Origin of the sequence: Lactobacillus sp. CBA3606 (genome assembly GCF_002970935.1) — a bacterium.
Lineage (GTDB): Bacteria > Bacillota > Bacilli > Lactobacillales > Lactobacillaceae > Lactiplantibacillus.
Genome location: NZ_CP027194.1, coordinates 712,548 through 731,198 on the forward strand (window position 1 = coordinate 712,548; position 18,651 = coordinate 731,198).

Annotated in this window: 19 protein-coding genes; 3 read left to right on the forward strand and 16 right to left on the reverse strand. The window is 42.8% G+C overall.

Going from position 1 to position 18,651, the window contains the following annotated elements:
• Positions 1–15 precede the first annotated feature (15 nt).
• The 8 genes from murG to C5Z26_RS03590 all read right to left on the reverse strand — a co-directional run bounded on the left by murG (position 16) and on the right by C5Z26_RS03590 (position 8,029).
• Positions 16–1,110: an undecaprenyldiphospho-muramoylpentapeptide beta-N-acetylglucosaminyltransferase gene (murG, locus tag C5Z26_RS03555; protein ID WP_105448648.1), complete on the reverse strand. Its 1,095-nt coding sequence runs from the start codon at positions 1,108–1,110 to the stop codon at positions 16–18.
• A complete protein-coding gene (murD, locus tag C5Z26_RS03560) occupies positions 1,110–2,489 on the reverse strand; it encodes a UDP-N-acetylmuramoyl-L-alanine--D-glutamate ligase (protein ID WP_105448649.1) in 1,380 nt (459 codons plus the stop codon). The genes murG and murD overlap by 1 nt, the downstream gene beginning before the upstream one ends.
• Positions 2,490–2,526: 37 nt before the next feature.
• Entirely contained in the window at positions 2,527–3,492 is a 966-nt protein-coding gene (mraY, locus tag C5Z26_RS03565) for a phospho-N-acetylmuramoyl-pentapeptide-transferase (protein ID WP_105448650.1), read from the reverse strand.
• 29 nt (positions 3,493–3,521) lie between these two features.
• Positions 3,522–5,663, reverse strand: coding sequence for a penicillin-binding transpeptidase domain-containing protein (locus C5Z26_RS03570; RefSeq protein WP_105448651.1), 2,142 nt, complete (start codon positions 5,661–5,663; stop codon positions 3,522–3,524).
• The gene (gene ftsL / locus C5Z26_RS03575; RefSeq protein WP_105448652.1) at positions 5,660–6,043 is read right to left on the reverse strand and encodes a cell division protein FtsL; all 384 of its coding nucleotides are present in this window, start codon (positions 6,041–6,043) and stop codon (positions 5,660–5,662) included. Before ftsL ends, C5Z26_RS03570 begins: the two co-directional genes overlap by 4 nt.
• A gap of 20 nt (positions 6,044–6,063) precedes the next feature.
• Positions 6,064–7,023, reverse strand: a complete 960-nt coding sequence (gene rsmH, locus C5Z26_RS03580; protein ID WP_105448653.1) for a 16S rRNA (cytosine(1402)-N(4))-methyltransferase RsmH — start codon at positions 7,021–7,023, stop codon at positions 6,064–6,066.
• A 33-nt stretch (positions 7,024–7,056) separates the two neighbouring features.
• Positions 7,057–7,482, reverse strand: a complete 426-nt coding sequence (gene mraZ, locus C5Z26_RS03585) for a division/cell wall cluster transcriptional repressor MraZ (protein WP_105450122.1) — start codon at positions 7,480–7,482, stop codon at positions 7,057–7,059.
• A gap of 184 nt (positions 7,483–7,666) precedes the next feature.
• A complete protein-coding gene (locus tag C5Z26_RS03590) occupies positions 7,667–8,029 on the reverse strand; it encodes a DUF3397 domain-containing protein (RefSeq protein ID WP_105448654.1) in 363 nt (120 codons plus the stop codon).
• A 113-nt stretch (positions 8,030–8,142) separates the two neighbouring features.
• On the opposite strand from C5Z26_RS03590, the gene C5Z26_RS03595 reads away from it, so the two are divergent.
• Together C5Z26_RS03595 and C5Z26_RS03600 are read left to right on the forward strand one after the other, a co-directional pair.
• The gene (locus C5Z26_RS03595) at positions 8,143–9,099 is read left to right on the forward strand and encodes a magnesium transporter CorA family protein (RefSeq protein ID WP_105448655.1); all 957 of its coding nucleotides are present in this window, start codon (positions 8,143–8,145) and stop codon (positions 9,097–9,099) included.
• A gap of 76 nt (positions 9,100–9,175) precedes the next feature.
• On the forward strand, positions 9,176–9,298 hold the full coding sequence (locus tag C5Z26_RS03600; RefSeq protein ID WP_105448656.1) for a DUF4044 domain-containing protein: 123 nt from the start codon (positions 9,176–9,178) through the stop codon (positions 9,296–9,298).
• Between the two features lie 73 nt (positions 9,299–9,371).
• On the opposite strand, the gene C5Z26_RS03605 is transcribed toward C5Z26_RS03600, so the two are convergent.
• The 8 genes from C5Z26_RS03605 to C5Z26_RS03640 form a co-directional block, all read right to left on the reverse strand.
• The gene (locus C5Z26_RS03605) at positions 9,372–9,758 is read right to left on the reverse strand and encodes a PTS glucitol/sorbitol transporter subunit IIA (protein WP_105448657.1); all 387 of its coding nucleotides are present in this window, start codon (positions 9,756–9,758) and stop codon (positions 9,372–9,374) included.
• Between the two features lie 21 nt (positions 9,759–9,779).
• The gene (gene srlE, locus C5Z26_RS03610) at positions 9,780–10,781 is read right to left on the reverse strand and encodes a PTS glucitol/sorbitol transporter subunit IIB (protein ID WP_370447982.1); all 1,002 of its coding nucleotides are present in this window, start codon (positions 10,779–10,781) and stop codon (positions 9,780–9,782) included.
• Positions 10,782–10,792: 11 nt separating this feature from the next.
• Entirely contained in the window at positions 10,793–11,359 is a 567-nt protein-coding gene (gene srlA / locus C5Z26_RS03615; protein WP_105448658.1) for a PTS glucitol/sorbitol transporter subunit IIC, read from the reverse strand.
• Positions 11,360–11,374: 15 nt separating this feature from the next.
• Positions 11,375–11,878 carry a transcriptional regulator GutM gene (locus tag C5Z26_RS03620; RefSeq protein WP_234005722.1) on the reverse strand — a complete coding sequence of 168 codons (504 nt, stop codon included), beginning with the start codon at positions 11,876–11,878 and terminating at the stop codon, positions 11,375–11,377.
• Position 11,879: 1 nt separating this feature from the next.
• Entirely contained in the window at positions 11,880–13,736 is a 1,857-nt protein-coding gene (locus tag C5Z26_RS03625; RefSeq protein ID WP_105448659.1) for a BglG family transcription antiterminator, read from the reverse strand.
• 15 nt (positions 13,737–13,751) lie between these two features.
• Positions 13,752–14,555: an SDR family oxidoreductase gene (locus tag C5Z26_RS03630; RefSeq protein ID WP_105448660.1), complete on the reverse strand. Its 804-nt coding sequence runs from the start codon at positions 14,553–14,555 to the stop codon at positions 13,752–13,754.
• Between the two features lie 213 nt (positions 14,556–14,768).
• A complete protein-coding gene (locus C5Z26_RS03635; RefSeq protein ID WP_105448661.1) occupies positions 14,769–17,120 on the reverse strand; it encodes a DNA translocase FtsK in 2,352 nt (783 codons plus the stop codon).
• Positions 17,121–17,265: 145 nt separating this feature from the next.
• Entirely contained in the window at positions 17,266–17,778 is a 513-nt protein-coding gene (locus C5Z26_RS03640) for a tRNA (cytidine(34)-2'-O)-methyltransferase (RefSeq protein WP_105448662.1), read from the reverse strand.
• Between the two features lie 154 nt (positions 17,779–17,932).
• Between C5Z26_RS03640 and C5Z26_RS03645 the strand changes: the two genes are divergently transcribed.
• The gene (locus tag C5Z26_RS03645) at positions 17,933–18,580 is read left to right on the forward strand and encodes an NAD(P)-dependent oxidoreductase (protein ID WP_105448663.1); all 648 of its coding nucleotides are present in this window, start codon (positions 17,933–17,935) and stop codon (positions 18,578–18,580) included.
• Positions 18,581–18,651 lie beyond the last annotated feature (71 nt).

Below are 18,651 nucleotides of genomic sequence, written 5' to 3' on the forward strand. Positions count from 1 at the left end.
ACTCTTAACCGATGCCTAGTGGTTAATTGCCGTTTCTAAAACCGTTAATAATTGATCCGCTGCATCCGGCATGCCTAACCCTTTTGCATTAGCGGCCATTTTCTGCCGTTGATCAGCCGACAACATTAAGCCATCCACCGCCGTCAATAGACTAGCTGCTGTCAAATCAGTTTCCTTAATTAATTCAGCTGCCCCGGCATCAACCAAACTTTGGGCATTCTTAGTTTGGTGGTCGTTAGTAACATACGGGCTGGGAACCAAAATTGATGGAATCCCTAATGCCGTAATTTCAGCAATACTCGTTGCACCAGCGCGCCCAAGAATAGCCGCAATCTCAGGTAAAATTGCTGGCATATTTTTGATATATGGCACAATTTTAACATTCGGTGCTAACGCTGTCTTTCCAAGACCATTGCGGATTTTATCATAGTGGACCTGTCCAGTAACAAAAAGGGTCTGATAAGACCGTTGATTTAACTCTGGAATCGCCGCCAAGGTCGCTTGATTGATGCGTTCCGCACCACGACTCCCACCAAAAATCAATACTGTTGGTTGTTCATCTGATAAGCCTAGCGCCTTTAAAGCTGCCGTTTTTTGAATATTCGCAACTTGTTGTGCCCGCGGATTACCAGTCATCACGACTTTTTTAGCTGGGAATTGAGACCGCGCACTTTCAAAAGAAATCGCAATTTTATTGACGAAATGGCTCAGAAATTTATTGGTGACGCCGACAACTGAGTTCTGTTCATGAATCACTGTTGGAATATGCATCTGGCTTGCCGCAAAGACGACTGCCCCACTGACATAACCTCCAGTCCCCACCACGACATCCGGTTTAAAAGCTTTGATGTAGCGGCGTGCCGTAACAACACTCTTTAAAAACAAGCCAATTGTTTTAAAATTTTGAAGTGATAATGACCGTTTGAACCCTTGAATTTTAATCGTTTTAAAGTCAATGCCACGTTCCGGGACAATCCGACTTTCAAGTCCCCGATGAGTCCCAACATACAGGACTTCTGCCTGTGCATCGTGTGCTTTGAGCGCATCAATTAACGCCAAGGCTGGGTAGATGTGGCCACCAGTGCCACCGCCAGAAATCATTAATCGCATTAATTTTCCTCCGCCTTTCCAGTAACTTGCTCGATGGCCTTAATGTAGCGGTCACCCCGAATTTCAAAGTTTGGATACTGATCCCAGCTCGCACAGGCTGGTGATAACATAATTATGTCACCCGGGGCACTGAGCCGCCAAGCAACCGGCACTGACGTCTCACAGTTTTCCGTGGCTTCAATGGTTGGGATGCCAGCTAGCTTTCCTGCTGCCGTCATCTTGTCAGCCGTTTCACCAAAAACAATCAGCGCCTTAACATGTGCTTTTAAAGCTGGTGCCAACTTTTCAAAGGTATTGCCACGATCTAAACCACCTGCTAACAAAATAACGGGTTGGTCGAATCCTTTTAATGCCATCTCAGTTGCCACTATATTAGTGGCCTTAGAATCATTATAGAATTGTCGGCCCTGATAAGTTTCCACGTATTGGGTCCGATGCCGAACACCAGAAAAGGTCTTCAAAACTTGCACGATTCCGGCCGTTGGAACTTGTTGCAATTTAGCCACCGCAATGGCCGCTAAGGCATTTTCAACATTATGATCACCAGGAATCTTAATGTCCTTGGCAGCCATAATTAATTCATCTTTAAAGTAAAGTTGTCCATCTTGTTCATAGGCTCCCGCTTTAGAATTACCTTGCCGAGAAAATGGCACGACTTGCGCGGCCGATTGCTGACTCAACGTCCGCCATTCTTCACTATCCCAATTAATGACTAAATAGTCGGCGGCCGTTTGATTTTCAGTAATGCGCATTTTAGCTTTAACATAGTTAGCGCGGGACCCATGATAGTCCAAATGGGTTGAATAAATATTCGTAATGACCGCAATATGCGGATGTAACGTTTGAATCCCGACTAGCATAAAACTAGACAATTCGGTGACCATCGTATCCGTTGGTAACGCTTTTTGGGCCACGGCCGAAGCTGGCACGCCAATATTGCCTGCCACGTAAGCTTTACCTGCATTTTGCCGTTGATTTAACATCATCGCAATCAAAGTCGTGGTCGTCGTTTTACCGTTGGTCCCCGTTACCCCAATCAATTCACCAGCCAAAATTTGTGACGCTAATTCTACTTCCGTAATCACCGGAATATGCTTCGCTAAAGCGCCAGCGACAATTGGATTCGTGTATGGGATGCCAGGATTTTTGACCACAATTTTAAAGTCTTCATCCAGAAGTGATAATGGATGGCCACCGGTAATCACCTTAATGCCATCACTCAATAACTCTTGTGCATCCGGATTGTTATCAAACTCTTTTTTATCATTAACAGTCACGAAAGCACCCAATTGATGGAGCAAACGGGCAGCGTTCATCCCACTTTTTGCTAAACCTAATACCAATACTTTTTGGTTGCGATACTGTTCAACCGACTTCATATGCCAAGATCTCCCTAAATTTGTTTAATTATCCACACTAAATAATGGTTGCCACACTAATTGCCGCTGCCACTAAGCCAACTGTCCAAAACACCCAATCAATCTTCCACTCACTCCAGCCTTTCATCTCAAAATGATGATGAATAGGGCTCATTAAGAAAATCCGTTTTCCAGTTAATTTAAATGAAGCAACCTGTAAAATAACTGATGCCGTTTCAATCACAAAGATAATCCCGATAAATAGTAACGATAGCTCATGATGCAGTAAGATCGAAACCGCTGCTAACGCGCCACCTAAAGCCAGTGAGCCCATATCGCCCATAAAAATTTTAGCTGGCTTATGGTTGTAGACAAAGAAGCCAAGTAATGACCCGACTACGGCGATACAAAATAGCGCCACATCTAATTGATGCTGATGAATGGCAATTAACGCATAGGCGCCAAAAGCAATCGTCGCTTGACCGGCCACTAAGCCATCTAACCCATCCGTTAAGTTAACTGCATTAGAAAAGCCAACAAGCCAGATAATGACGAAAATAATATACCAAAGCCCTAAGGACCAATCACCTAAACCAGGTATCCGTAAGCCCATTGGTAATTGTTCATGCTGATAGACTAAAGTAAAGACTACTGCCCCGATAATTTGACCCAATAATTTCTGCCAAGCTTTGAGGCCCTCATTTTGTTTGCGCCATAGCTTAATGCTATCGTCCCAAAATCCTAAGGCGCCATAAAGCACTAGAATAAACATTAAGATCCAAGTGGTTGGCCGTAATTGTCCCTGCCACCAGCCGACTAAACCAGTGCTCACAAGGATGGCGATGATAAATAACAAGCCACCCATCGTTGGCGTCCCTGATTTTTTTTCATGCCATTTAGGGCCTTCTTCGCGAATCATTTGCCCTTCTTTACGAGCACGAAAATATCGAATCAAAGACGGCATTAACGCAAATACAATTACAAAACTACTAACTAAAGTCACTATCCATTCCATTAAACTCACAACAATTCTCCATTCTAAAACTTAATCATTTATTTTAACGTGACACTTAAAGCTTGCTTAGCCTCAATCGGATTTCCTGCTGAAATCCCTTGCGCTGTCACATAACCTGTGCCATTAGTTGTTAATTTCAAGCCAGTCAGTGCAGCAAAATCAGCGACTTCACTGGCAGACCAGCCGGTTAAGTTCGGCATATACATCTGTCCGTTTGTAACTAAAATCACCCGTTGATGACGTGTCAAGACCGTTCCCGACGTGACTGACTGCTTCACAATATGCGCACCTTTACCAATGATAACCGGGTTAACACCAATCTTTTTGGCCGTTGTTTGGGCCGCACTAGTGGCTTTGCCGGTTAGATCCCGCATTTTTATCGTGGTCGTTTTAGTCTCACTGGCTTTTTGTTCATCTAAAGCCCGCTGCATCACTGGCTTAAAGATTTCGGCCATATCTTCAGAAGCAGACGTGTCATTCAAAGTTGGTTGTTTCATCGTAATATACATAATATATTTCGGATTTTTAGCTGGCGCCATCCCCACTACTGAATACAGGTAAGAATTATCACCCGTTTCATAAGTGGTCCCATTACTAACCTGAGCGGTCCCTGTTTTAGCAGCAATCCGATAGCCATCAATTTTAAACGCAGATCCAGTACCATAAGACTTATAGACCACATCTTGCATATGGGCCAACACCGCCGCCGCAGTTTTTGACGTTACCGGTTGACCCACCACTTTCGTTTTAGCCTGATAAGTGGTTTTGCTCGTATTCGGATTAGTAATTTTAGAAATGTAATATGGCTGTAACATTTTACCATGGTTTGCAATTGCCGTGAAGCCACGGAGCATCTGCATTGCTGTGATTTGGATGCCCTGACCAAATGACGTATCGGCCTGTTCAATTGGATACGTAAATTGAATTGACCCGATTTGTTCATTCGCTAAGCCACTGTTGGTGCTACTGCGTAAGCCAAATCGCTTAATATATTTCAGCCACGTCTTCGCACCCATCGTTTGTTCCAAGTGCGCCATCGCCACATTACTAGATAAAGCAAACCCTTTGGCATACGTAATATTTCCCCAACCAGCCGTGTTCCAATCAGGGACAGTTTTGCCACCAATCTTATATTCACCAGTTGGGACGGTAATATTACTATTATAGTTACCACTATTAATCGCCGCCGCCATTGTAAAGACTTTCATGGTCGACCCGGGTTCATACGTGTCTTCAACTAACAGGTTACGCCACATTTTCGATAAGCCCGACTTAGTTTGCGAATTGAACGTTGGCCGCTGACTGGTTGCCAGAATCGCCCCCGTTTTCGCATTCATCAAGGTGGCCGTCATCGTTTTCGGATGGACTTGTTTTTCAACTTCAGCCATCTTACTCTCTAATAACGTTTGTAGCTTACTATCCAAGGTCACGTAGATATTGTTCCCATTTTTTACTTTTTTGACACTATCAGTCGTCCCCTGATAACCACTTTTAGTCACAGTTTTATGACCATCAGTCCCGGAAAGTTGCTTATTAAAGGCTAATTCAATGCCCATTGATCCGGTTAAACGGGTTCGTTCAGAATCTTTAATATTCTTAGACGCCGTTAACCCAACCAAGTGTGACGCAAAAGTTCCATTTGGATACAAACGCGCTTCAGATTGGATAAAATGGAGCCCAGTAATATTTTGGGCTTCAATCTTCTTCTTCGTTGTTAGTGAGATGTTTTGCCCAGCTGTCCCAAATTCAATCTGGAACTTGCCATTGCCCTTTTGCAACGTCGTCAACGCTTGTTTATAACTAATCGATAAATACTTGGCTAACACCCGTGCTGCCTTAGCATCATTCTTAACATACAAAGCTTTGCCATCAGCGCTTCGCTGGTTCTTAGCCATAATTGCATAAATCGTATAAGTACTGGTATCTTCCGCAATTGCATCCCCATTAGCACTATAAATGGTCCCACGCTTAGCGGCAACTGTTTGATCTTCGGTATAAAGTTGTTTCGTCGCACTCGCCAAGTTAACCCCATTAACATGGCGACCAATCGCAATATATGAAAAACGAATGATCAAAACACCAAAAACGACAATCGCCCCAAAGAATAGCCATTGGCCAAAGATTCTACGATTTTGTTTTGGTGACCGTTTCGAAGTCATTCGTTGTTTATTCTTATTCATTTGTAAACATTCCTTATGCTACCGTTATTCAACGATAACCCGAACTCTTTAGCAATTTTATTTAAGCGTGTCCGGCTGGAAAGCTCGCTAATTTGTTGCGTTGCTGAAGTGTTGCTGGCCTCAACCTTTGTCACTTTAGTTTGAATCGTTTGCAATTGGCTTTCAGCATTGCCAATTGTGATATTAACCGAAACTAAAGCGATTGCAAGGGCAAAGACAATCAAACTAAAACTGACACACAGCGCCTTTTCAAATCCGGAAAATGGGATGCGTTGGGTTTCAATTGCTGGATTTGGGGTTACGACAGTTTTATGTACCGGGGTCGTCGAGGTATTCGGGGTTTTACGGGGCAACTCCCGCGCCAATCCATTTTGGGCCATTTTATTTCACTCCTTAAGTTCTAATTATGTTTTTTATCTAAACGTTCAATCACGCGTAACCTAGCACTACGCGCCCGCCGATTAGCCGTTATTTCAGCCGCACTAGGGACAATCGGTTTCCGACTCACGAGTCGATAATCTGGTTGCATGTCGGCTGGAATCACTGGTAAACCTGGCGGTAATTCTGGCAAATCACTATGTTCTTTAAAAATTGTCTTTACTAATCGATCTTCTAAGGATTGAAAGGTAATGACACTGACACGGCCTTGAATACCAATCAGGTCAACGGCTTGTTCCAAAGACGTCTCTAATACCCCTAATTCGTTGTTAACCGCAATTCGAATCGCTTGAAAAACCCGCTTGGCTGGATGACCACCCGTTCGTCGGGCTCGCGCTGGAATCGCACTTTTAATTAACTCAACCAACTCACCGGTCGTTTCAATTGGCGCTATTGCGCGAGCCCGCTCAATCGCACGGGCCACCTGCTTGGAGAACTTTTCTTCACCATACCGATAAAAAATTCGGACCAAATCAGCATAAGGCCAGGTATTCACCACAATCTGTGCCGTTAACGGCGCACTTTGATCCATCCGCATGTCTAAGGGCGCATCATGCTGATAAGAAAATCCTCGTTCAGCGTTATCAAACTGAGGCGATGACACCCCTAGATCATACACAATCCCATCAACTTGGGTGATGCCACGCGCTGTCAATTCCGCTTTTAAATTTGCAAAGTTACTTTTAATAAAGGTCAATTGACCAGTCGCTAAGTAAGCGGCCAAATTTTCTTGATTATAATCAATCGCCGTTTGGTCTTGGTCAAAACTAAATAAATGACCGGTTGGTCCGAGTTGCTCTAAGATTCGACGAGAATGACCACCGCCACCCAACGTACAGTCGACATAAATACCCGCTGGCTTAATTGCTAACGCCGCGACGGCTTCTTCTAATAACACCGTTGTATGTTCAAATTCTGCCACGCCAAATCCTCCTCATAAGTTTACTTTTTTAAGTTAAAAATCAATCAAATTTTCAGCCAAATCATCAAAGTTAGCCGCCGTCTCAGTTTCAAAGGCTTGCCATTTAGCAACACTCCAAATTTCAAACCGATCGGATACCCCAACAATGACACATTGTTTTTCTAATTTCGCATATTGACGTAATGATGCTGGAATCATCACACGTCCTTGTTTGTCTAATTCACATTCGGCCGCTGCGGCATAAAAGAACCGAACAAAGGCACGAGCATCTTTTTTAGTTAACGGTAAATCATCTAATTGGGCTTGTAACGTCGCCCACCGTGCAGCCGGATAGCCAAAAATGCAACCATCCATCCCGCGAGTAATCACGAAAGTTGTCCCTAACAGATCCCGAAACTTAGCTGGGATGATTAAACGACCCTTAGCATCTAAGGCATGTTCAAACTCACCAAAAAACATCTTAGACGCCACAGTCAATCAACCCCTTTCATTAAACATAATTAAGTCTACCACACCCCCCCACTTCCTACCACATTGATTTGTGACCTTTTCGAATTTGTTAATAAAAACGCTAAAAAAAGCCCCTACCAATGATCATTCGTTGGTGGGGACTAGTGGGGCTGATTTTCAATAATTGGCACATTTACACGATAAATTGGAAAATTAACGCTAAACCATAAACTAAGATAACCACCAAATCACTAGCTCGCCAATAGAGCCTAAAAAAGCGGCCGTAAAGGATTTCGCCTCGTTGAATGACTTCCAGCACTGTCAACCCAATGCCTAAAATCATTAATGAAATGATTTCATAGGGAACGATTGAATCGGCCATGGCTTGCATGGTTAGGAAGTGAGTAAAGATAATTAAAAATGGGCACCAAAAATCAATAATTAGTAATCCGACTGGCCAGTGACGGCCTAACAACCGTTTTAAACCCATCAAAATCATCGAAAATACCACAATAAAACTTAATTGTCCTAGCCAAGTTGTAAATAGGTCGTGCATTGCGGCTTCCCTCCCATTAGGTTCGCTATTATTATAGGGATTCTCGCTTGACTTTTCAACCAGTCCAACCAGCCTTATAATAATATTCAGACTAGGAAATGGAGATGGTCCCCGTGTTGCAATACTTTTCAACCTATTCGACTGGCTTAGTCATGACACCGAAGCAGACCGCTCAAACGGATTGGATCAATATTGAACGGCCCACTGCTAGCGAAATTGATACTTTGGTTCAGAAATTTAACTTTCCACGTGATTACCTAACGGCCGTCCTCGATGACGCCGAAGTCTCACGAACGGAGCAACTGAATCAGGCAACGCCAGATCAACCCGCTTTAATCGTGATGCAATTTCCGAAATTAACCACCAGTGACCTTGGTTACTTGGAGTACCAAGTTTTCCCCTTTGCGTTAATTCTCACGCCGACGGTCATTCTCACAATCAGCAATTACCCAGCTAGCTTTATTCAGGATTTCGTGTTGGCGCCAGCGGCATCACACCTGAGCTTGGATAATCACGAAGCTTTTGTGCTCACAATCATGTGGTCGATTTCACACGCTTATGTAACAGCACTGGAGGCCATTAATGACCAGACAGCAGCCTTAGAACGGCGGTTAACCCGTGCGACGCGTAATGCCGAAATTTTCCGAATTATGGCTTATCAAAAGTCATTAATTCGCTTTAAAGCAGCTTTAACTCAGAATGCGCCTATTTTAAAAATGGTCGAAAATTCGGCAACCTTATTTAATACCCCTAAACACCAGGCCTTAACTACTGATATTATTGTTGAAACTAAGCAAGCAGCCGACATGGCCGCCACCACCAATCAGATTTTACAGCAGTACAGTCAATTAGTCAGTGCCGTTATTTCGAATAATCTTAATGATGTGATGAAAGTTTTAACATCATTGACGATTATCTTAACGATCCCGACCATTATTGGTGGAATCTATGGGATGAACGTCCATTTACCGGGCGCCAGTCTCGTGCACGCGTTTAGTTGGTTGATGCTTGGAACCATCATCTTATGTATTTTAAGTATCGAATACTTAAAAAATCATGACTATTTTTAATAGTTAATTGAAAAAAGCCCCATTCCACGTTAAACTATGAAAGAATTACTGAAAAAGTGTGGTGCATATTAAACTAATGAAGAAAAAATCAACGTTCCAAAAAATTACAATGGTTATTGTTTGGGTCATGATTATCTCAATGATTGGGTCACTGATTTTAACCGCCTTATCTGGGTTAGGATTATTATCCTTTGGTTAATGCGATTGCAAAAAAATAAGTTGCTAAATTTCTAATTCAGAAATTTAACAACTTATTTTTTTATCGTTAACCCTTAGCCTAACGCGCCAATTGTGATCACCGCACCTGTTTCAATTGCAGGATAGGCCCCCTGTTCAACGTACAAGGTTCCCGGCAATTCCGCCGTCGTTTTTCCAGTAAAACTAATGGCAATGTGCCCTAGATTTGTGAGATTTCGTTGTACTTCATCGCCAACGGCAGTGATTTGATAACTGGTATCATTAATTTTCAACGCCATCTCAGTCGTAATCGTCGCCTTAACCGGCTGAACATTAATGATATAGCAAGATGATCGTAAGGCATCAGGCGCTTCTTGACCGAATAGAATCAACATATTAATGGCACTAAAATCTTGGGCTTCTTGTCCGACTTCAATGACTTGCGTTTCAAAAACCAATTTTTGCTTATTGTTTAACATCATGAATGACCCTCACATTCTTTTTTACTTGCCAGCATACAATCCAAAACTCGCAATCCAAGCCACGAATACTCGTGGCACACCATTAATAAAACGTGAATATAATACTGACGGTACTCCCACTTCAACGGTTGCGGCATCCGCTTCCTCTAGTCCTAAACCAACTGGAATAAAATCACACCCATTTTGAGTATTAATAGCGAATAACGCTGGCAATGCAAATTGTGGTGAAATGTTGCCTTTACCAATTTCAACCCCAATCAGCGTACCAATAACTTGACCAATGACGCCACCAGGTCCTAGCAATGGTGACAAGAATGGCAACGAACAGATAAAACCAAGAATCATTAATCCCCAAATGTTGCCTGCTAACGGTGACATTAACTTGGCGAACGCTTTACCTAGCCCCGAACCATTAATAATTCCGATGAGTAAAGAGACAAATGCCATAAATGGAATAATCGTATTAATCACTGTTTGAACGGCATCTTTAGCAGCTTGATTAAAAGTTGCCACGACCCGACCGGCTGCCACACCAACTTTAGCAATCAAACCCGGCTTTTTATTGGGCTGTTGCGTCAAAGATTTAGTTTGATCATATTGAGCAGTTGGCTGAGATGATTCAGTAACTGTTCCCTCAGCGTCCTGATTGTGGTCATTAGCTGATACCTGATCAACATCGACATTGGATACATATAATTCTGGCGTAATAAACTGGGCCAATGGACCACTTTTCCCAGTGGGCAAAACGTTAACCGTTAGAATCCCTTTTTTAGGATAAATACCACACCGTAAGGTCCCGCCGCAATCAATCACAGCTAAGGCTGTTTCTTCATCTGGAATTGATGTCTTAAAGCCATCGACTGCTTCCATCCCACTTAACTTAGCGATTTTATCAACAATTGCCGGACGATTACCACCGGTTACATAAATAAATTTATGTTTTTGTTCCGTAGGGGTAATGATTAATGGACCACCAAAACCACCGCTCCCTTTTACAATCCGAATACTTTTCCATGCCATCATTTATCTTCTCCTTAGACTGTTGTCTGTCTTGCCGTCAGATCAACGGTCTTTGATAATTTAACACCAGATGTCCGACAAACATACGCAGTCGTAAAATCAGTAACCCAACCGCCGATAAAGTTCATCAATAAGCCAACTAATAAATAGCGCATCGCTAAATCCATCGTATCTAGTCCTAGCTTTTGAACCCCTTGGGCTATCCCCATCCAAATGAAAAGCTCCCCTGGATTAATATGTGGAAAGACCCCATTACTAGTGTGACAGAATTGGGCTTGGGCCGCATAATAACTAGGCTTATAGTATTCTGGTAAGAATCGACCTAGCGAGAAGGCCATTGGATTACCCAACATAAAGGCCGATAGGAATGGCAAAATCATATATCGTGTTAACACATTACGTGAAGACGCCTGTGCTAACTGTGTCATCCGTTTTTCACCTAAGAAAGCAATAATTGTATTCATTAACACGAGTAACAGCAGCACAACCGGTACGATTGACGACATCCAACCAATAAAAGTCTTCCCACCACTTTGAAATAATCCCATAAAACCAGATGCAAAATCAGTAATAATTTTCATTTGATATCTCCCTTTCTATCCGCGTACGAAGCGACGCTTAAGGGCTCCCAATACTTGGTTCCCTTGTGCTTTCACCTGATCAACTAGTGGCAATGAAAAAATATTAACGTGCGTATCAAACGCATCAGTCGTTAAATGACCCGTTCGATAATCAATAAAATTTTTATACGCATTTTGAATGCATTGCCGCGTCAAGCGTTTAAATTGATGTAGTTGCGTGTAGTCAGCTACTAAGGCCGCAATATTTTGCCCAGCTAATGCTTTAACTGGCCGAAAGTGAGCAAAAACTGTCACGCCTTGCAATAATTGGGCCGATTGAATATTACCATCTTGGTCAATCGCCATTAAAATCAAGCTTCCGGCTTGAATTTTGCGTGGATTCTTACCGATTAAAACTTTACCTTGTTGTCTTAATAGTCGATATTGACGCGCAAAATTTCGAATTTGAAAGAAACCTAAGGCACCTTGTAATAAAAATGCCGCAACTAAGATAAAACCAATCATCAACATTGGTGACATATTAAATTCCCTCCGTAATTTGAATCAATGGTCGATTAGGATCGTAATTCAATAAATTATGATAAACGCCTTGATTTTTGGCGATTGAAAAAATAAAATCGTAGACTTCTGATAGTACCCGACTTAACGGTTGATCAACTTCAGCTGGAATCCCAATTAAGAAGACTAGCCGTACTTTTCGATCTTGGTACTCAATTTCATGGTCAAAAACGCCAACGCTAATTAGAATGCGATGTTGATTGGTATGATCAATTACATGGGGAATTGCCACACCACCCTCAAAGACACATGACGATTTTTGTTCTCGTAATTGCCAATCTTTCAAAAATGTTTGATTTAATTTTCCAAGCGTAATTTTTTGCTCAATCATTTTTTGTGTTGCTGCTAAATACCCATCTTGACCGGCTAAAGTTTGATAGCTAAAGTCACATTGTTGATTTTTAATCGCTTCTTCAATCAGTGAAACCTGTAATTTGCTTTGCAACTCATCCGCTCGAAAAACTGTGCTAATTCGGACAATCGATGATACCCCATCATCATAATTGATTGGGCCATTGGTAAAAATTAATAGGAAATGTTGATGTTGTGCTTTTAAAGCGGTTACATCATCAAACACCGTCACCGTAACTGATCCTTCAAAAATAGCATTTAAACGATGTTCAATAAAGCGCGTCACATTTTTTCCAATCGCGCCTACCATCGCCACCGCAACAGTATTCTTTAATGCGCTTTGATTTTCTTCTAATTCCATTTCAAAATAAATTGTTAAATAACTGATTTCAATTGGATTAATGGGCGTTGACAACGTTTGTTCTAGGGTCTGAATAGTCAGAACCGCTAAATCATTGGCTACTGGATACTGGTTGGCAACATTTTCAGGTAATAACGCCGTCGAGCTTACCTGAAAAATCGCTCGATTAATTAAAAATAGTAAGTGATACTTAATTTGTTGATAAAAGTGCGTAAAATCAAATTGAACGTTCAAGGCCGCCGTTTGTGCGACTGTACGGAATAATTGCTGGTTAGTAGCGACTTGCTTAGCTACTAACTCTTCGGATAATAACTCATTGGTTTGAAAGGTTAAAGGCGCTAGTAGATAGGTCATCTCAGCTTCAGCAATTGACCGATTCAAAACAAACTCAATGGTCGCTGCTAATTCTTGGACGGCTTCACTATGTTGCCATAGTGGCTGAAAATGAGGAATATGCTTTGTGAGTTGATAGCCACCACTAAAAGCTAAATAATCAGCAACAACTTTACGTTCAATTTGAGCAATAATGTGACTAGTGAGTTGGAGGTCATTACAAGTATTACGTAACTCTGCCAATCGCGACTTTATCGGTAAAGTCGCCACTGGATAATAGTCATAAACAAACTGTTCAATCACAATCAGGACGTGATACTCATCAGTAAAAACTAACCGAATACCATTATTAGTCATAGATTCAATTTTAGCCCGATATTGACTTAACTTTTTCCGCAAGCTCGTGATATCGCGAGTTAGCGTTGGCTTACTAATCGACAATGATTCAGCCAGTGCATCCAAAGTAACGTAACTTGTTGCTTGAATCAATTGATTCACGATATATGCCTGACGCTTATCTGGATCATTAAAATCTAACTTTTGTTTTAATTGACTAGTTTGTAATTGCGCTAGTTGCTGATAATCATTAACCTGTAAGAAAAAGCGCTGCTGTTTTTGTCGAACTTCTGCAATTCCTTCAAGATCATCATTCAAATTTTGAATATACTTGTGCATCGTCCGTTTAGAAACGTGCTCATGGGCAAGTAACTCAGCCATCTGGACTGAATCATTAGCCACCAAGTAATTTAATAAACGAAAATCTTGATTATCCAATCAAACCAAATCCTTTCATCCGCGCGACTTACCACCCGCAACATTCGTGGTAACACCCGTAATATAGCTAGCGCGTGTGGATAGGAAGTAACTGACTAAATCAGCAACTTCAAATAGATGCCCACTACGACCCAGCGGCGTGGTAGTCGTACTCTTATACCCAGCTCTTAAATCCGCAACCGTTTTATGCCGTGTATAGGCTAGTGCTTCTTCATATGCTGGCGTTCGTAACCCAGTTGCTTCCATAATGCCTGGTGCAACCCCGACGACACGAATATTAAATTCGCCCAATTCTTTCGCCCAAGAACGCGTTAAGCCATTAATGGCGCCCTTAGTACTTGAATAAATACTCTGACCCTGTGACCCTTCTAACCCAGCCTCAGATGACATATTCACAATGACGCCTTGCTTTTGCTTAGCCATGTAATGCCCGACTGCCTGTGACATCAAAAAGACACTCTTAACATTAACAGCAAACATCTTATCAAAAGCCCCTTCATCCAATTCATATTGGCTTGCTGGCGCTTGGTTGTCGACTAATAATCGTGGTAAATTAATTCCAGCATTATTCACTAACCCATCAATTCTACCAAACCGGTCAATGACTTGTTGAACTAAACTGGCAACCGCCACTTTTGAAGTCACATCCGTCTTAATAAAGGTTAACTTATCGGCCTTAAATTCACCAGCCCTTAAATCAGCATTAATAACTTGGGCGCCATGACCAATCAATTCTTGGACAATGGCATCCCCTATCCCAGATGAACCTCCGGTAACAATCATGACCCGGTTTGCTAATTCTAACCAATCTGCTGACATATTCATGCACTCCAATCAAATTTTTGTTTTTTGCTTTTCAACGTCTTAATCGTATAGCAAGCGCTTTCATTAATTAAGAACGTTAATTTCACGACCAGCTGAAAATATCGTGTTTAATTAATACCTACCGATAAACCACCGATCACACTCACAAAAAAAGCCCGATAATGAGGGTCATTTACCCCATCATCAGGCTATCGCCATCATATTATGTTATGGTTCATCAGAAGTTGGTGTCGACTCATCCGCTGAGGCTTGCCGATAAACTTGACGCGCTTTGCTCCCTTCAGAAGGTCCTACCACGCCGCGTTCTTCCATCTCATCAACAATCCGGGCCGCACGATTATAACCAATTCTAAAGCGCCGTTGCAGCATTGACACACTAGCCGACTGCTGTTCCGTCACTAATTCAACCGCATCGGCATAGTAAGCATCTTCACCATCACGAGGATCATTGCCCTCACTTGGTTCATCATCTTTAACTAGCATACTTTCATCATAATCAGCACTTTGCTGTGCCTTGATATAATTAATCACTTCTTCAACATCATGATCCGAAACATAGGCGCCCTGGACTCGCAATGGTTTATTCATCCCCATTGGTTGATACAACATGTCGCCACGACCTAATAGTTTTTCTGCCCCATTACTATCAATAATCGTCCGCGAATCCGTCCCACTTGAAACGGCAAATGCCATTCGTGATGGCACGTTCGCTTTAATGAGCCCCGTAATAACGTCAACTGAGGGCCGTTGCGTCGCTAGAATCATGTGAATACCAGCCGCTCGCGCCATTTGACCAAGCCGAATAATCGCATCTTCAACTTCACTAGACGTGACCATCATCAAATCAGCCAATTCATCCACAATCACGACAATATAAGGGAGCACGGGCCGATTTTTATCATCCGCCGCATTTTGTTGTCGAATATACTGATTATAACCTTGCAGGTTCCGTTGCTTGGAATCAGCAAATAACTCATACCGTCGTTCCATCTCAGCCACAACCTTATGCAACGCTCGAGCTGCTTTTTTTGGTTCTGTCACGACTGGCGTTAGCAAATGTGGAATACCGTTATAAATCCCCAATTCAACTTTTTTAGGGTCAATCAGCATAAACTTAACTTGGCTCGGTTTGGTATTCATCAAAAGACCGGTAATCATGACATTGATTGCCACTGATTTTCCACTCCCGGTCGAACCAGCAATTAATAAATGTGGCATTTTCGATAAATCTGCGGTAACTAAATTACCTGACACATCGCGTCCCAACGGCACCTCTAACGGTTTCGTTGGATGCGCTGGTTGCGCCTCGACAATATCACGAAATGAGACTGTCGAAACTTGTTTGTTCGGGACTTCAATCCCAATCAGTGACTTTCCTGGAATCGGTGCTTCAATTCGCAGATCTTTCGCTGCCAACGCCAATGCCAAGTCATCAGCTAAGTTAACGACCTTGCTAACTTTAACCCCAACTGCGGGGTGTAATTCATACTTAGTGACAGAAGGGCCTAAGCTAACGTTTTTCACTTCGACACTGACGCCAAAACTAGCCAAAGTCTCCTTTAGCTTTTTCGAATTGCTTTCGATTGTGGCATATTCAGCACTTTGATCAGTTTTTGGAATCTTCGTCAACAACGCTGACGAAGGCAACTGATAATTTGTCTCATCAACCGTCTCGAGCCCTTGTAAATCTGGCTCAGCTGGTGCTGCCGTTTTAGCGCTGGGGGCTTCTTGTTCGCTAGCCACCACAATTTTCACTGGCTCAACCGATGCCGCACTAGTTGGGGCCGGCGTAACCGGTGCTGGTTTTGGCGCCGGCTTGGATGGTTTGCGGCCCACGGGTGATTGCTTTTCAGCTGCAGCCGCTTGTTGATTCGCTTTAACTTGGCGTTGTGCTCGCCAACGCGCAATCTGAATCCGACTGTAATGAGCCACTGTTTCGTAAGCATCTTTTAAATGTGTCCCAATAATGATTAAAGCATTGCGAATCGCCACCATCGTCTGGTGAAACGGTAAGTCAAATGCAATAAAGACCCCGGCGACGATTAAAATAAGCGCAACTAACACCGTCCCTAAATTAGCCACTAACGGGTAGGTCACACTGTATCCTGCCGCACCAACTAGGCCACCGCCGAGATGTACAGATACACCGCCCTTAGCAAAATCATTCTTAATTAAATGCCACGTAATCGACCAAAAGTCAGTATGTCGATTAAGCTGATTGAACATTGGAATTTCTAATAAGAGTAAATAGCTAAAGCCGACTAAGTTCAGCCCAGTCCACCAACGCCAGCCAATCCGGGGCAAACGGCCAAAAATGGTTAAATAACCCATCAAGCCTAGCGTCACAATCGCCAGCACCTGATAAGCATCCCCGGCAACTAACCGAAAACATTCTATAAAAAAGACACCAATTAGGCCGAGCTTAAACAGCGCCAGGACGGTAATCAAACTGCCGACAAACCCAATAATATTGCCGGTCATTTGTCGCTGTACGGTCCGATTTGTTTTTTTAGTCCGGGCTGGCTGCCGTTTTTTAGTTGTTTGTTGCTTTCGTGCCACGCTGTAATCGTCCTTCCGTTTCTAAATTAATTCCATTGTACCAAACTTATGTTCGGAATGTTGCTATTTTTGACAGCTATCTAAAAAACGTGCCCTAACGTTCGCCAAGTGCGCCGCTAAGTCACGTCTAGTGCCAATCACTAGGTTACTTTAATTTATCATCCTCATAACGGTGCGACCGTTCTAGACTCAAAAAACTTTGTTGCCGCAATGCTTCATAGATGACGATAGCCGCTGAATTAGATAAGTTCAACGCCCGAATATGCGAATCATCTTGGGGAATCCGAATCGCTTTTTCTGGATATTGGCGCATAAAGGGTTCGGGTAGCCCGGTTGTTTCCTTACCAAACAAGAAGTAATGATCTTTAGTCGTATCGTGGTAATCAACATCCGTGTAATCATGGGTTGCAAATTTTGAGACAATGTATAACTGGTCCAAATCCGGAATACTAGCTAAAAAAGCCGGTAAATCAGCATGATAAGTAATATCCACACTATCCCAGTAATCTAACCCCGCACGTTTGAGGTGTTTATCATCAACTTTGAAGCCCAGTGGTTCAATTAAATGGAGGGCCGTATCCGTACCGGCACAGGTCCGAGCAATATTACCAGTGTTAGCTGGCATCAATGGTTCAAATAGGGCAATATGATTTGTCAAAATAATCTTCCTTTTAATTATAATCTTAGTCATTATCATACCATGACTAACGGGGCAATACCTAGTGTTTCCATCGTAAAAGCTGATTATTCGCTAACCTACTAAACTTTCTCTATACTAAACTTGTGACTTAAATAAAGGAGGAATTCAAATAATGAAAATTATGATTATCGGTGCTACCGGCATGACTGGGAGTGCCCTAGTGACCACGGCCCTTGACCGTGGTCATCAAGTTTTAGCCGTGGCACGTTCCGCTGAAAAGTTGGCTGCGCTACCAGCCCATGCTAACTTAACCACCCAAGTTAAAGATGCTTTTAGCCTAACTAAGGCTGAGCTCTCGGCAGTTGACGTCGTCGTTGACGCCATGGCCAGCGCCCCTGACAAAGCCTATTTACACGTCGACTTAGCCACTAAATTAGTTGCCACCTTACGACAAACCACAACCCCACGCCTAGTCTTTATTTTAGGTGCCGGAAGCTTAACAACTGGTGATGACCACCATTTAGTTGTTCGTGATATTGAAAGTGATCCTGCCAATGATGCGTTTGTCGCAATCCCCAAAAATCAATTAAGCGAACTCACCTTCTTACGAACGGTCACCAACGTGAGCTGGGTCGGCATCTCACCAGCCGCTGACTTTCATGATGGCCTGGCAACCCCGGCCATCATGGGGACCGACACGTTACTCGTTAACGCTCAAGGTCAATCAGTCACAACGAGTGGGACCATGGCCGTTGCGGTCTTAGATGAAATTGAACACCCGCAACACCAGCAAACTCGTTTTACAGTCGCTAATCAATAAGCACTATCCGCAGAACTTAGCCCCGCTTCATTCGGGACTAAGTTCTTTTTTATGGTCACTAAATTAGCCGG

What these genes read in the sequence shown, in the direction of transcription:
- murG (WP_105448648.1), bottom strand. Translation starts at nt 1,110, where the DNA reads ATGCGATTAATGATTTCTGGCGGTGGCACTGGTGGCCACATCTACCCA.
- murD (WP_105448649.1), bottom strand. Translation starts at nt 2,489, where the DNA reads ATGAAGTCGGTTGAACAGTATCGCAACCAAAAAGTATTGGTATTAGGT.
- C5Z26_RS03570 (WP_105448651.1), bottom strand. Translation starts at nt 5,663, where the DNA reads ATGAATAAGAATAAACAACGAATGACTTCGAAACGGTCACCAAAACAA.
- ftsL (WP_105448652.1), bottom strand. Translation starts at nt 6,043, where the DNA reads ATGGCCCAAAATGGATTGGCGCGGGAGTTGCCCCGTAAAACCCCGAAT.
- mraZ (WP_105450122.1), bottom strand. Translation starts at nt 7,482, where the DNA reads ATGTTTTTTGGTGAGTTTGAACATGCCTTAGATGCTAAGGGTCGTTTA.
- C5Z26_RS03590 (WP_105448654.1), bottom strand. Translation starts at nt 8,029, where the DNA reads ATGCACGACCTATTTACAACTTGGCTAGGACAATTAAGTTTTATTGTG.
- C5Z26_RS03600 (WP_105448656.1), top strand. Translation starts at nt 9,176, where the DNA reads ATGAAGAAAAAATCAACGTTCCAAAAAATTACAATGGTTATTGTTTGG.
- C5Z26_RS03605 (WP_105448657.1), bottom strand. Translation starts at nt 9,758, where the DNA reads ATGATGTTAAACAATAAGCAAAAATTGGTTTTTGAAACGCAAGTCATT.
- srlE (WP_370447982.1), bottom strand. Translation starts at nt 10,781, where the DNA reads ATGATGGCATGGAAAAGTATTCGGATTGTAAAAGGGAGCGGTGGTTTT.
- srlA (WP_105448658.1), bottom strand. Translation starts at nt 11,359, where the DNA reads ATGAAAATTATTACTGATTTTGCATCTGGTTTTATGGGATTATTTCAA.
- C5Z26_RS03620 (WP_234005722.1), bottom strand. Translation starts at nt 11,878, where the DNA reads ATGTCACCAATGTTGATGATTGGTTTTATCTTAGTTGCGGCATTTTTA.
- C5Z26_RS03630 (WP_105448660.1), bottom strand. Translation starts at nt 14,555, where the DNA reads ATGTCAGCAGATTGGTTAGAATTAGCAAACCGGGTCATGATTGTTACC.
- C5Z26_RS03645 (WP_105448663.1), top strand. Translation starts at nt 17,933, where the DNA reads ATGAAAATTATGATTATCGGTGCTACCGGCATGACTGGGAGTGCCCTA.